Source organism: Stieleria marina (assembly GCA_007741555.1).
In the GTDB taxonomy this organism is placed as follows: Bacteria; Planctomycetota; Planctomycetia; order Pirellulales; family Pirellulaceae; genus K23-9.
Genome location: CP036526.1, coordinates 5,116,242 through 5,131,428 on the forward strand (window position 1 = coordinate 5,116,242; position 15,187 = coordinate 5,131,428).

Below are 15,187 nucleotides of genomic sequence, written 5' to 3' on the forward strand. Positions count from 1 at the left end.
CGTTTTTTTCTCGCACGCCGGTTTTTCTCATTCGACGCGACGTCCTATCATAGAAGGATCCCTGGGCTCCTCTCTCGCTGGGCAATCAAATCGAATTTCACCGCTGCCCCCAATGGCTTTCCATTGGAACAGCCAATCGATTTATTCCCGGCGTGTGACGCCGTCGCAATTTGGCACGGTCGCCAGTGACGTCGCCCCAGAAAGATAGTTGCCTCCCCACCAGTGAAGACGCTCAACCCATCGAGCGTCTGGAGATTTGATCGATGACGCATCCCCAACGCACAGCCCAACCTTCCATGGCCCAAATCTTCATGGCCCAAATCTTCATGGCCCGACTTTCCCTTGCTCGCCCCTTCTTTGCTCAAGCTCGGGCAACCCGCTTCTACTCAGCCCCCTTCTACTCAGCTCGCTCTATCGTATTGGTCGCATTGGCAGGAGCCTTTGTCTCGCTAGGAGATTCCCCCGACGCCAACGGCCAGTTATTTCGTCGATTGCGTCAGCGCGTGCAAGCGGCGGCTCCACAGCCCCAGTACCGTCCTCAATACCGACCTCAAGTTCCCGCTCAGACGCAGCAACCAGGTGCAACGGGTTTACGCGCCGGCACGCGCTCCACCGGCGACACCACGAATCGTTCAAATTCGCCGGTAATCGTCATCGATCCGCGAACAGGAAGACGTGTCTTGGTACAGCCACGTCCAGCGGCCGCGGCAAATTCGGCATCGGACTCAGCTCGCGCCAATGCATCCGCAACGGAGACAAACAAACCGTCGTCTGATGGCAAAACAGCGCCAAGCGACGGATCAGGACCGTCGCAGACTAAGCGATTTGGCGAATCCATCTTACGATCGAATTCACCCGGCAACCAATCAGCCTCCACGTCAAACAATCAGCCTGCGAAATCGACCCTCGGCATTCGCGTCGCACCCGCCAGCGGAATCGGCGCGGGACTTAATGTGATCAGCATTCGCAGTGAATCGAAAGCCGATGACGCAGGCCTGAAGGTCGGCGACCGAATCCTGTTCTTCAATGGCCAACCGACTCCGGATGTTCAATCGCTCAGCCAGTTCATTACTCGTCTTCCTCCCGGGCAGATCGTTACTTTGCGAGTCGGACGCGGCGGGAGAATCGGTGACATTCGTGTGCCCCTGACCGCAGCTCCCATTGCCCGCACCACATCGCCATCGTCGTCCAACGCCGATCCGCGCGTCGTTCAAAACCAGACCGGCCAATCGCGATCCAATTTGCGAAACGAAACTTCCGCCGATCAATCGCCGGACAAACGAACAAGTGCTAAGCACCCCAGCGACAATGGCGTTCGTCTGGGAATCGACATCGAAGACCAACCCGGAAGCCGCGGTGTCATTGTACTTTCTGTCGATCCCAATTCCCCCGCTGCGATGGCTGGGCTACAGCGAGGCGACCGAATCGTTTCGATCGATGGTCGCATGGTCGTCGGCACCGATGCCTTTGCCCGCGAACTGTCTGGTCGATCGCCGCAATTGCCAATGGCAGTCCAACTGGTACGCCAAAATCAACTGCGAGCCTCGACTATCAGCTTCCAAACTCCCGCAAAGTCGACATCGCCTGACAACGCGGCGAGCACAAATGGTTTGGCTACAGGTCAATCACCCACGAACTCGCAGAATGCAAACACGAAAAAGTCCGGAAACTCAATCCTTCAGCCTTCCGAATCAAAACCAGACGACAGCAAGAATGCTGGCAGCGTGCTCGGCGGCGTAGGATCGATGCTCGGTGGGCTTTTCGGTGGCAACTCTGCTTCGACAGGCAATCAACCAGACGGCAATGCAGCAACTGCCCCCACCTCGGATCCGTCCTCACTGCCGGCAACCGACGCAGGAGAGAAAGCTGCCACATCAGACTCGGCAAACACAGATGTGATCGATCCCGTTAACGGCGTGGTCGACGAAATGGCGCTCGACGATGACGAGCCAATCAATCAAGCGATCTTTGCCCAACCAGTCGACACGCTTCAAATTCCTGAACGAAAATTCGATGCGCCCAACCAACGGAATCGAGCCAAGCTAGACCCACCCTCGGCTGCAAAAATCACGCCTCCTGCAAAAGCTGAGCAAAAGGCAACGCCCGCTCCCACGGATGCAACCGCGCAAAAAATCTCCGAACTGCAAGCCGAAGTCGAACGCCTAAAAAAGCTAATCGAACCAAACAAGGCAAAGTAGAGCACTAATCGTCCACGCCGCTGGAACGCGGATGTTGGAAGTTGGTGCAGATCTGAGATCAAGCCGAACGATCCTTAGTCACGAGCAAATCCATACCAAGTCACGATCCTGCGTCTAAGAGAGGTTCATAAACGAACGCATCTAGGTCGGGAGACTGAGATACTGGGCTGGAAAACTGACCTTTTTAGCAAGCATTATGGGATACAGTGAGTTCTGGGACACTGTGTACTGGAACCCGTTGACCGTCAGAGGGCAACTTGAATCGTATTGCCGAAGAACTCGATGCTAAACTGAATGCCCTTGATCCCGAAAAGGCCAAGGCTCTTGTGCTGTTGGTGCAGAATGCGATGGAGCAGGTTGACCAGTCCGGTGCTGACTGGCCCGACGGTTACTTTGATAAAATTGCTGGCTCATTCGCGGACGAGCCTTTAGAAAGAGCGACACAGGGTGAAGCGACCACACGCGAAAGTTAGCAATTCGATATCTGCTGGACACCAACGCATGGATTCATTTTCTGACGGATCCATCGACGCGAATTCACGCGAAGCTGGCAGCATTGCGACCGCCTGACATTGCGACCTGCTCGATCGTTCTCAGTGAGTTGCTTCATGGTGCAGAGAAGTATGCGTCACCGTCTAACGCTTGTGACAAACAACGTTCGTGAATTCTCACGGGTGACCGGTTTCAGGGTCGAGGACTGGCAATGAGTGCGTAGGTGGGAGGCTGGAACAGCGCGGCTGAAACCAGCACCACGCAATCTCGCACACACGGTTCAACGCACGAACGGCTGACCGCTGCGGGCTAAGCGGACACAACAGGCACCAAAGGCAACGTGACAACGACAATACTGCCGACGTCAATCCATTCGACGCACTAGCACTCCGAGAAGCGCGCGACGACGGCACGACCGTGACCTTAAAGTTTGGTCGTGTTGACTGACTTAAGTGCGAATGCCACAGAATGCTGTGCGCATGTTGCTAAGACCAACAGGCAGGCCTGGCTAGATTTTTTTTGCCGTTGGCACGATCGCTAACGTGATCGCGACGAAAAGGAGCGCTAATGCGACGGGCAGCGGAGCCACCAACAGACAAAGCAAACCCGTGACGGCTAACCAAAAGGACGGGTGATGGCAAATGCCTCGAATCTCTCGCTGGAAGGGACGCAGCATGAACAAAAAGCCTCCCGCCATCAGCAGCGTAAGTAAGTTGGCTAGTGTCCTGCGTAGTTCATGCATGCCTGCGGAAGTTGCTTCGATTGGAGCGGGCTGAACACGCGGGGTGATCTGCCCAATTTCGCTCAGCTCGTATCCATCGAAGTGATGGGCATCGAATGTCGGTTTGGTTGTTGGCACTTCTGCCATTTGCTCGGCAGTCAGAAAACGCTGCGTGAAAGCTCGGATCTTTTCGGCAAGGACCGTCCAGTTCGCGTCCGCAGCCGAGTTGTTAGCGGACGCCTGGATACTCGGCACAACGGAGGGCAACGGTTGAGCGTCCTGGGAAAGCTCTGGTGCATCGGTGATCGGCAACGAAACATGTTTTACCTTTCCTGCACCTTGCGCGATATTGTTGTACCGCAAAATCCACGGCAGTAGCCACGTCGCGACTTCGTCGGCAGGACGTTCGGCGAGTGTATCGAGCGACAGATCTATCGCTTCGACAACCGATCGTGCAAGTTCAAGCGATCGCAATTGATCTCGTGCGTTTAACTCAGTGCTCTCAGTCTTTCCAAGCGAGTTTGTCCCTGCATCATCTGTGTTGCGATCTTCCGTAGGCGAAAAGATCGCTGTCCAGTGATCTGGCACATCGATGTCCACCAGGCTTGGCAAATAGTCGGTGCGACGCGTGTTCCCGGTAGGAACATTGATCAATATTTCGACGGGCTGCGCCAAACGACTGAGCGAAAGAGGAATGCGAATTTCGTCGGCACTGGCATCTACCGTCTCGAACGGCACTGCAAGCCCTGCCGACCAAGCCCCCAAGCATTTGGCTTGCGATGGCAGGCGGATACGGACGGCGTCCAAGCCATTGGGCACGAGGTCCCAACGGGTAATTACCAAAACGTGGTCGCCTTGCCGAAGCACCCGGGAATCGGCAGAAAGTGCCATGGGTTCTGACCTGGCGTCGGACATTGGCGCAAGTTCGATGGACCAAATGTCGTTCTGAGCGACAAAGATGGACCGGTCTTTCTCCTGGCGATCCGCCGTCACCCCGCGAACGTCCCAGAGTATTGGTTCGGTCGTCAATCGATTGGGTAGCGAAACGGTAAGCTTGCGTTGACCGGCCCCCAGCACTTCGACACGCGGAACAGCAACACGCCCTGGGTCGTCCAAACTCAATTCGCCACGAATCGTAATGGCCGAATCAATTTCTTCCGGGGAACTGCTGGCAATACGAACGACCTGTAGCGACGGATTCGTCGAAGCGTGCTGGGTCCAAACTAAGTTCGGCGACACGGCAAGTGATTTGCACCAGCGCCGCGGGATCTCCAAATCCAAAACATCGGGGACTGTCGTTCCGTCGAAACGGACGTCGACCTGCATGGTCCATCGACCATCGACATAGTCAATTTTGATGAATTGATCGCAATCAAAACTCGCCGTTTTGCGTTTTGTCTTAATTCTTCCGACCAATCGCTTTGCATCACTGTCACTTCCCGACGAACTCGTTTTCCAGCTCGCCACCAAAACTTGCCCCAAGTTGAGACACTGGTTCGTCAACGCGGCCGAAGGCTCGACAGCCACCGCACTGGGTTGCCGCACAATGTCTACTTGCACATCGGGGTCACGCGTAAGTGTGTATGTCGCCGACGAATCGAATTGGGGCCACAGGTCGATCTGGACCAGCGAGAAGAGGCGACTTTTGGGGTTTCGCATTGTTGCAGTGGCTTCGACAACGATTGGCTCCGTGCCAGTTAACTCGCCGAGTGCCAGTTCAAAAATTCGATCACTTTGCGTCGCCGCGACGGTCGCAGGATTTCCGTCGATCGTGAGTCTGGTTATCCGCACATTGCGGGGCATTCGCAACGTACGGCGTTGGGCAATGAATTCGCTCGGCTGGATCACGGCCCGAAAATCGATGCGAGATTCCGTGACGCCCACATTCAGATGATTTTCGACGGCGATGCCAGCCTGAGCTGTTTGGTTTTGCAGCGTGATCAGCGACGGCAATGATTCATAGGCGATCACCGTCTGAATCGTCTGCGAAGAACGTTCAAGCCCAAACCACTCGGCCCAAAATTGCCCTGCTGTCAGATCTTTCGTTGCTCCTTGCCCTTGGAGAGTCACACGAAGATCCGACGCATGGTCGATCGCTACCCAAGCCGGTTCAAACGGTTTTGATGCAATCTGAGAAACGTCAGGCAGCTGCAGTGTTTTTCGATCGTCGCGCGAAGTCGCGTCGTTGATCTCAGACGGACGCGACCAAAGCAGTTGTAAAGGCGCGTCCACATCGGCCACTTTAATAACGGTAACGCGTTGGCGAGACGGGTTAATGCTATCCGCTCGCAGAAGACGCCATGCTGCAGAAGTGACGACGGGTTTTTCGTCGGCGTACGTTTTCCGATTGTCCAGAACAATGAACTGAAACTCATCGCCCACCTGCAAACTTGGCGGCAACTGAACTTGGCAATCAATGTGCGTCTGCGTCTTGCCAACACTGACCAAATACTGCCTCCGAAAAACGGCCGGATCCTTCCCGTCATCTGCGTTGGAAGAACGAAACCGCAAGTCCAGCTCGTCGACGGGCCCCAAGTTCGCCTGCCAACGCCGCAACGCGAGATCGCTGTTCGCCCCGCCAGCAGACGTCATCACTCGGACATCATCGACGGTGCGGTCGTACTGAACCAGCAATTGCGACGATGCCAACTTAGGAATCGAAAGCTTCAAACGAGAAAAGTCACCTTGGGCCGAAACGGTCGGCACCATGACGACATGAATCTGAAACCGATCCCCTTTGGGCAAAGCCGCAAGGACCGCGCCGTCTTTGCCAGGGGAAAAACGCACAATGCGTTTCGTGTCTCCCTGACGCACTTCGATCCGTCGAATAACGCTGGCATTCCAAGGCAGCTGAACCTCGTTGCCATTGCCGTGCACATGGACAACAAAATCGGCTTCGACCAACAGGTTGCCACTGATCTCAGTTTGCTGGTCGAAGTTTTCCAGTTCAATGCGATAGTTCGCAGACAAAAAAGCAACTTGGCTGGGAACGTCCGTCTTTTGGACTCCAAAGAGCTCCTGATAGAGTGCTCCAGGGACATAGACCTTGTCGCCAACTGCCTGTTCGTTTTCATCGATAGGCACCAGGACGTTCAATGTGCCGGATTCACTTGACGTGCTGCCCATTCCACCGGGGCCTACTTCGGCAGCGTTAGTCGACGTCGTAGCGAACAGCATGGTTCCGCTACCAATCAATGCCAACAAAAGCCCCAGCGTCGCGCCCGATGCTGAATTGGAACTGAGTGGCACATCTTTCTGAACAGAAAAATCAACCGAGTTAACTTCCTCGGCTATCTCCGAGTTCGAATCACTGGAAATACGAGTTTGATTCCATTGAATCGATGATTCCAACATTGCCGCCGCCACCATCGGTAGCATGATCCAACCGATAATTGCGACTTGCCACGGCCACCAAAGGATCGCTGCAACAAAAACAACGGTGGTAAGCGAAGCAACAATCAACAAGCTTCGCCGGGCGATTGCCCACATGGCGCCGAACAACAAAAGCGAAAGCAACCAACCGGAAGCCAACGCATAATTACGATGGATCAGCAACTTAGACTGAGCCACTGTGACGGCAAACTCTGAGCGAGAATCATCCGACGAGGGAGCCAGAAACGAACCGAGAGCAAACGTGTCCGCCGAAGCCTTCATTCGATAGTCTGAACGGGCCGAGACTCCTTCCATTTCAATACGAGGAATTCGGCAGCGGCGTAGCCACCCTCGTTGGATACTCTCTCGGGACCAGACGGCGCGAATACTGTCGGTCTCCGAGATCGGCTGTAAAACGATTGGGCGTTCAGGGACCGAAGCAAGGTCGATTTTGTTTCCGTTGTGCGAAAGCGACTCCAGTTGCAAATCCGGTTCGTAGAGAATCCGAATCGGCCGTGTCGCGGAAACTTGAAACGAACCTCGAACAAGATCCGTGCCTCTGCTGGATGCCGTCAGATCGACTTGGTTGTGCCAAATGAGATTGACGGCTGGATCCGCTTCTAATTTTACAATCTCGATCCGAGTGGTTTTGTTTGGTTCGTATCGCAGGCGAACTGCTTTGGTCACATCCACGTCAACAAGGTCTTGATCAACACGACTATCGCGAACAGCGCTCCGGCCGAGCGGCACTCGCTGGGCGGACGAGTCGCGTTGTCGGACTGCAAGCCCATCACCAATGATCACATCGGCTTCTTGTGAGGCGGTGCCGATCGTCGTAGGAAGCGTCACCTGGAGTGTCCCCGCGACGGGATACTGACGACGGCCGAGCAAGCTTCGGTTTCGCAGACTCGATTCCCGCAGATCAATTGCATAGAGGCCTTGGTCACCCACGGTTACCGCCGTCGATGGCAAACTGATAGGTTCGCCACCATCGCTTGAATGCAAGCTCCAACGAAAATCGGGAAGCGCGAAAGAGTGTGTCGCGCAAGTGACCTGTGTTTGGATGGACAGTTCGTCGATCGACTGGTTTTTACCGTCTGCCGAAACAATGATCGACTCTTGAATCTCGTTATCCGCGCAAACGAAATGCACGGATGTTCGCACGTCGATCATATCTTCAGGACGAAAAAGCGAGAGTTTCGGCGAGGAATTGTCCCTCGGCTTGTAAAACAAAGTGTCTTCAGTAACACCGCTAAAGAACCGCAGTTCTTCATCGCTAAGCGATTCTTGCTTGACGCGATGGGCATGAAACACCGTAGAGCCAGTCCAGTTCAAATTCGCTGGCGGCACGATCGAAAGCAGAGTCTCGGTACGCACGTCGCGCAGCCGCGTGAACCACATCCCTGGCAGATCAACACGTTTCCTGGTCGCCGGAACTCGTCGATACCCTTCGCACTTAACCAAAAGTCGACCGTCCAAAATGTCTTCCGGCTCCGGCCAAAGCAGCACCGCGCGACCTCGCTGGCCGATCGCGGCAGCTTCCAGTGTTCGCCCAGAGTTGAGATAGCTGACACTGCTGAGAATCCAATTTACTTCGACGTCTAAGCGTAAAGGAGTGCGCTGAGTCTTGTCGACCAGAACAATAAATTGCGAACGGGCTTTGACAAGTCGATCGGTTTGATCGAAATCGCTACCGACTGCAAATTCCGTCAACACATTGGCTTCTTTCGCCACAGAAGAACGCACAAAGCGAATGCGCGACCAGGCAGTTTTGCCTGTTGACTGATTGACTGACGTATCGGGTGCGTTGCTGTTGGGAGCAGGTTCAACCTGCCCCGCCAAATCGCTGTCGATTGAGTTGTCCGCTGCTGCGGCTTCACCGTTTTCAGTCTTACTGGATTCAACCTCAACGCTTTTTGCGACGTTGGGAGGGCCTTCTGCTCGCAAAACTTGAGTGACCAAATCCGAGCTCGCTTTGGATTCTGTTTTGCTACGTGTCCAATTCGGCGGCAACTCCCAGGTGACCACGTTCAACGGTTCGTTTACGATCACCTGCGCATCCATTGAACTGTGCGCGACCATGACACTGGCATCGTCCCATTCGACGTGCGGCAGATCACACCATCCGTTGTGGTTCTTTAGCTCCAGCGTGCCCGACACCGAGACTCTGGTCGACGCGTTCGTTGAAACGGGCCCGCCGATGGCTGGCTGCACCGTGTACGCACCTGTCTGGGCAGCACCTGAGTCCTGGTCAAACGGAACCGTTGCATTGTTAATTCTGACCGAAGTGACTTTCCCCTGATCGACTATCATTGGCGGCAACTTGCTGCCGCCGAGTGATTCGATCGAAAACAAATGCACCCAGTCGATCCCGACCGGTGTCAGTTCATAGCGAATGGATTGAGAACGAATAAGCGTCGGCGTTGATTGTTTGTCGCTGACACGCGGCTTGACGCTGATTTTGATACTGGTCAACCCACCTGCATCGATCGTGTACCACCGGACGTCGCCTGTCCGTGTTTGGACATCAGCATCCGGCGGAGGCCCAGGCAAGGTCTGCAATACACCGTCGGCCGTTTCGGGGACGACATCCACGGGTGTGGAAAGGACGATGCGAGTCTGAGTGGTGCGCGGAATCTGCAGTTGAAACGTGCGATAGATCCCCTGAGGATCGCCGTTCTTCTCCCAAGAAAAGTCGATCGCCGCATCGTGAAACGAATCGTCAGAGGTTCGCAAAAACGCTAGAAGTTCTCCCGTCGCCGATGATTCGATGTCAACCGATACATCACCGGCTGGATTCGCATTTACACTGATGTCGGGCGCGGTTTCATTCTTGAGTGCGAAATTCACGTTGCCCAACGAACGCAGGGCCGTTCCCTGATGACGAAACCGAATATCGAGAACCGAATGGTCGCTAATCAGTTTTTCGTCGACCAGTCGCACGTCGTAAAAAGAAGATCGCAGCTGGATGTCTTCGTCGACGACGCCAGCCGATGCGTTACGCCCGATCGCTTCGGAAAGTCGCTCCAACGAAACCGGCTGATAGGTGCGTGGGATAATGTCGACGACTTGAGACTGAAACACACCGATCGCCTGCAGACTTCGTCCGTCGGGAAGTCGCGTTGGAAGCGGAAGTCGCAAGTCGCGAGCAGGGCTTGCATCACTCGATTCATCATTGACGGTCGATCCAGCAGCGTTCTTTTCAGACACAGGAACGTCGTCGTCATTCTCTTTGTCTTTCGCAAGTTCGTCCGAACGATCCGAATTGGTTGTCGGCAATTTGCCGTCGCCCGAGTTCTTCGCTGCCGATTTCCTGGCTCCCGAAACCTTCTCAGAAGGTTCGTTGTTTGCAGCGTTTTCAACGACCGCATCTTTGTCCTGGGACTTTGCCTGATCCGAAATGGCTTGGGCCGGATCTTGAGCAACCAGCATGCGTGCCGGCATGATCGTGGACAAAATCACGATTGCGACGAGCAGACGAACAGGCATCTCCCAAATGCTGTTCCAACTTGTTTGCCGAACGCTCACGGTCACTGCGCTGACTCATGGGGCGACACGGCTGCCGACACAGTCTCGTTCTCTGAATGCGAGTCCGTTTGGGCTTGGTAGGTTTGCGTTGATTGCACCGAACGATTGGTATTGCGAGAAGGCGACGGAGTGGCCGTCGTTCGGAATCGACGCGAACGCGGATTTCCTAACAAAGTACTGATCGCCACCATCACAATGACCAACACTAACGCAATCATGGTTAGCTGACCGGCCATTACGGCAGCGTCGGGCGCCAAAGCGACCAAACCGGCAAAGAAAACGGCGCCCACCACCGCCGTCAACGGCGACCGTGTGACGGGGATGTAAGTCAGCATCCATGCGATCGCCAAAACAAATCCGCCAACTGACAACCATAGCGTTGCGCGTGAGAGCGTCCGAGTGGAAAACGACCGCACGTCAGAACCAAGATAGAGGTATCGGTTACCCGGCGGCATTTCGGCGACGTCGCCAGCATTGACCCACTGCGCCAGTGTCTCATCACTGAAAATCGACTGACGCGAGAGCTGCCAGTCGCGAAACTGCCAATCCATGGCTCGCCCAACCGACGGCGATGCCCAGACAATATGTGAATCGCGCGGCGTAATGACTTGCCAATAGATCTGGCCAGCTCGCAATGGCAACTGCAAGACGGGTTCAATTTTCGCCATCAAACCGGAACGCGGTTCATTGACCCAGATCCGCAAATCTAAGCGATGGGTATCGCTGTCGCCCGGGAGCGACACTCGCAAACGATTGGCGTCACGACTGACTTGCGTCGGTTCGCCGTCAACTTGAGCGTCGTACTGAAGATCACCCAAGCCGGCTGGCAAACGCAGGTCCAACGTGTCGCCGCCTTGCGTCAGCGCCAGCAATTGTTCGTGCCGAGTGCTTGCGCCGACAGCCGTTCGCAAAACGGCTTTGCGAATCGAAAGATCATTTTGGTTGGTGGTCTGCTTTGCCAACCGTACGCGAACACGATCGGGAATCGTCTGAAATTCAAGCTGTGTGCTAGACGTTCGATCTGTGGCAAACAGGTTCGTCGCCGAATCTCCCTGCAACTCAACGACGACGTCGCCTCGCACCGTGACGTCGGGAAGGGCGGGGACGGGCAGCCAAAGATTGTGAACATCATTGGTCAGCGATGCCTGAGCAATTAGCTCTTGGCTTCTCCAGCGGATCACGACGGGTTCGATGCCAAGACGATCCGACACTAACCGAAAGCGGTCACCTCCCAACGATTCAAGCTGGGCGGTAGCGTTGTCCACCGTCACAACCCAATTGGTCGACACAGGAGGCAATGGATCGCTGGCTTCCTGATCGGCAGAGGCGTCCGCATTCGCGGCGACATCCTCAGTCGCACTATCCTCGGTCGCACTGGCTTGCGCGACACCCGCAAAATCAGCGTCTGTAGAATCAACTTCCAGATTGGCAAGTCCTGCCGGCGACGTGGCAATGGTTGACAAAGTTGACGCGGTCGCACTGGATGGACTGCCAACCGGTTTGGCTGGCGACGACGGAGTTAGCAACGGCACGCGAATCGCCAAATTGCCGTCCAAGTTCACCTGGGGATCGACCGCCCAGTCGACAATGGTCGTCAGCAGGTCGCCCGAAAGTGTGACTTTCGCGTTGGCTTGTAAGGTAATCTGAGGAGGCTGATCGACCATCGCACCGACGACTTCAGCGGCACTATCAGTCGCCAGGACGCGGAAGCGACTGGTAAGGATTTTTGATTCCTCGTCGCTGGGCTCTGCTGGAGCTCGCTCCAAACCTTGGGATCGATCCAGGTCGACGACGAAAGCAGAATGTCCGCTGCTATGAAAAGCCACGTCACTGGTGCCAATTGACAGCGCGTCGTCGTCTCGCAGAATTCGTGGCAACGCAAACTGTAGGCTCGCACTCGAATCGGCGTTGGCAAAATCACGCTGAGCAAAGATTTTGATCGGCGGCAGTTCTTCTGCTGTCGAATTCATCTCGATCGACAGCTCCTTGTTCGATTCAAACCAGGGAAGCGTGTCATCGGTGTCAGCATCAATGACAGCTCTCAATCGCCACTCGTCCAACCCAACTCGCAGCGAGCGACTGTCGGCGGCACGGCCTTTGAAGAGAATCTCCATCTCCAACGTCGCCAGCGTATCGCGAATCGTAATGACGGAACTGCTGGTGACGTGTAGCTGTCGCTTGTTTGCGGACAACCAAATCGGAAGTGAAAAATCACCTCGGTCAAAACGAAACTGGTACGCCCGAGTGGAACTGCTATCAGAAGCAACCGGCGTAAAAAAGCTTCGCACCCAAGGGCTCGATCGCCAACGCAGCCGATAGTTGCTGCTGGTTTGAATCTGGATTTCGCCCTTTTGCCGGACGGCACCGACAACCTGCGGCACTACCAACTTGAAGGGCGATTTTTCCGAAGCGTCATCATTGGCAAGTTGCATTTCAAAACGAACGGCGATGCGTTGCGAACGCTCTTGCTCGGGAATCGATACCGTAAACCGATTCGGTTTGCCTTTGACACGCGTCCACGTCAGCGGAAGATCTTTGCCGTCCAGAACTGGCGTATCCAACAGCACGGCGCCGGCGGGCAAGTCCAGATCGAACGACTCGGTCGAATTCTGTAGCTCCCGCATGTTTCGCAGGCCCAGCGTGACCGAAGCGATCGGCTGGTCCTGGGGTGATGCCCAGTTTAATAGGACGACGCTATCAGATTCCAACAATGCCGATGAAGCAGCGCCGCGGTGCACCGGAGACCACTGCAGCGTCATCGATCCGCCGCCAGTGGCCACGTCAAATCGCGTGCCGCCGGTCTTCGTTTTGCTGGCTGAATAGACCTCCGATCCGCTGCCAATCACTTCGCCCGCAGCATCTACTTCGTCGATGTCCAGGTGAATATTGGTTGGCAAATTGGGAAGCTGGAAATCCAGACGATTGGGTCCGGACGGCACCAGAGCCGACACACTCATCTGCATTTTAAGCTTCCGCCGCTTTTCGCTTCGCACCTTCAGCACCAGTCCATCATCGCCTGGTTGAACAAACTGGCTGTCGCTTTCGGACGGCGACGGGCTACTGGTGAACTGCGGAGCGTGCAGCGGGAAGAAGTTGGCCATGTGCAGCGGAATCGACACGTACTGCTGGTCCGTCGGCTCCACGGTGACTTCCAGACTAATGTCAAGCTCCGCACGTCCGTTGCTTGCGGTGCCGGTGATCTCCAAAGGTTCAAAGACAAACGCTTGACCGACCGAGTCCGCGCCTGATTCCAGTTCGCGCAGACGTTCGTACGTCATGCCGGGGATATAGATCAGGTTGCCACTCTTATCCAGAACTTTGAATGCAACGACCGGCAGACCATCGGCGCGGCTGGCTCGTGCATTGGCAGCGCTGCGGATCGCTTCGACGCTGGGGAAGTCGCCGGGGGACTGCGCCCAAGTTGTGACAGCGCATGAACCCGTCAAACCGGCCCAAAGCACCAAGACCATCACAGCGATTGCTGCGTAGCGCGGGGCACAATCGATGCCAAGCTTTGGCGCCGCGGCGGTTTCGTTGACGGATGACGCTTCGATTTGCATACGGTCGATCGATGACTGGTTGCTAGTCGACATGTTACTAATCTTCGCCCACCGATTCACAACGAGATTGTGCTCAGCAGGGGCGACCAGACTTGCCATCGAATTGCGAGGGAGAAAAGACGAGTAAAGGAGCGCAGAACTTTTGAAACGATCCGGTCAGCTCTATCACCTACAGTTTACGCAAACACCGCAATCGGAAGTGGTAAATGATGAACAACGAAGCTGCTTTTGCGGCACTTTGGATGATTTTCGCAAAGAAACCGCAAATCCAGCACAATCCGACCTTCCTCCTGACAGCCAACCAGTCAGTCATGGGTGTATTCTACTGACAATGGTATCTTGTCAGCATGAATACGCCGCTCATTTATCAACTCAACTCGCTCTCCGTTGTCGATCTGGATGGTTCCGAAGCCACCCAGATTCTTCACAACCTGACGACCAACGATATTCAGTCGCTGCCAGCGATTGACACTCCGGCGGAAACGGTCCCCACCATCGGGTGCGAATCGTTTATCACCGATGTCCGAGGCAAGACACTCGGACACGTCCAAGTGTATCGCACGGCGACGGGTTTTCGGTTGATCGGAGCGATCGGGCAATCACAAGCCATTGTGGACCACGCGGATAAATACACGATTCGCGAAGACGCTATGCCATCGATCCGCGACGATGCGTTTGCTGCCTGGGTCGTCGAGCGAAAGTCGGCGATCTCAACGAAGCAGGCTCTCCAAACAGCCAACGCGACCGCCCCTGAAACGGATGACTCACAATCCGCTGTGTCGCTCTACGACATCCAGTGGCTCGGCGATGAGTTTGTCTTGCTGCTCGCGCCGGTTTCATTGAGCCAATCCTTGCTGGATCATTTTGCCAAGAGCGACACAGACGTCGCGGATGAAGACGCGTTTCATGGGGCCAGAACCGGAACTGGTTTTCCGTGGTATGGCATCGACCTTTCGAACAAAAATCTCCCTCAGGAAGCCGACCGAGATGCCACCGCGATCAGCTTTACGAAAGGGTGCTACCTTGGCCAAGAAACTGTCGCGCGGTTGGATGCCTTGGGCCAAGTCCAAAAGAAGTTGGTCCGCTGGTCACTCGACGCGGCCAACGTCATTGCGGGAACCGAGTTGTCGCACGAAGACAAAGTCGTTGGCAGGCTCACCAGCATTGCAGCCGAAAGCCCTGGTCGCGCGAGCGCGATTGGAGTGGCTCGGCGCAGCCATTTCGATGCCGGCAGTACCGCGACAGGCAAGACCGCTGATGGTGTCCCCTTCGTTGCAACGGTGCTGGAGTGACCTGACGCTTTTGATGAACCGCAT

The 15,187-nt window shown here is 55.3% G+C and carries 7 protein-coding genes; 5 read left to right on the forward strand and 2 right to left on the reverse strand.

The features are described 5' to 3' along the window. The first annotated feature begins 326 nt into the window (after positions 1 to 326). From K239x_RS18015 to K239x_RS28785, 3 genes are all read left to right on the forward strand, one after another. Positions 327 to 2,198 carry a PDZ domain-containing protein gene (locus K239x_RS18015; RefSeq protein ID WP_419189120.1) on the forward strand — a complete coding sequence of 624 codons (1,872 nt, stop codon included), beginning with the start codon at positions 327 to 329 and terminating at the stop codon, positions 2,196 to 2,198. Positions 2,199 to 2,455: 257 nt separating this feature from the next. Continuing rightward, positions 2,456 to 2,671: a hypothetical protein gene (locus K239x_RS18020; protein ID WP_145419599.1), complete on the forward strand. Its 216-nt coding sequence runs from the start codon at positions 2,456 to 2,458 to the stop codon at positions 2,669 to 2,671. 62 nt (positions 2,672 to 2,733) lie between these two features. Beyond that, positions 2,734 to 2,862 (forward strand): PIN domain-containing protein, encoded by a 129-nt coding sequence (locus tag K239x_RS28785; protein WP_419190099.1) that lies wholly within the window; start codon positions 2,734 to 2,736, stop codon positions 2,860 to 2,862. A 336-nt stretch (positions 2,863 to 3,198) separates the two neighbouring features. Here K239x_RS28785 and K239x_RS18030 read toward each other — a convergent pair whose 3' ends face one another. Together K239x_RS18030 and K239x_RS18035 are read right to left on the reverse strand one after the other, a co-directional pair. Beyond that, positions 3,199 to 10,272 carry a hypothetical protein gene (locus tag K239x_RS18030; protein WP_145419600.1) on the reverse strand — a complete coding sequence of 2,358 codons (7,074 nt, stop codon included), beginning with the start codon at positions 10,270 to 10,272 and terminating at the stop codon, positions 3,199 to 3,201. Positions 10,273 to 10,313: 41 nt separating this feature from the next. Further along, positions 10,314 to 13,904 carry a hypothetical protein gene (locus K239x_RS18035; protein ID WP_145419601.1) on the reverse strand — a complete coding sequence of 1,197 codons (3,591 nt, stop codon included), beginning with the start codon at positions 13,902 to 13,904 and terminating at the stop codon, positions 10,314 to 10,316. Positions 13,905 to 14,077: 173 nt separating this feature from the next. Here K239x_RS18035 and K239x_RS28790 point away from each other — a divergent pair, with 173 nt between their 5' ends. Together K239x_RS28790 and ygfZ are read left to right on the forward strand one after the other, a co-directional pair. After that, positions 14,078 to 14,200, forward strand: coding sequence for a hypothetical protein (locus K239x_RS28790; protein WP_419189121.1), 123 nt, complete (start codon positions 14,078 to 14,080; stop codon positions 14,198 to 14,200). Between the two features lie 18 nt (positions 14,201 to 14,218). Continuing rightward, positions 14,219 to 15,163 (forward strand): CAF17-like 4Fe-4S cluster assembly/insertion protein YgfZ, encoded by a 945-nt coding sequence (gene ygfZ / locus K239x_RS18040; RefSeq protein WP_145419602.1) that lies wholly within the window; start codon positions 14,219 to 14,221, stop codon positions 15,161 to 15,163. The last annotated feature ends 24 nt before the right edge of the window (positions 15,164 to 15,187 follow it).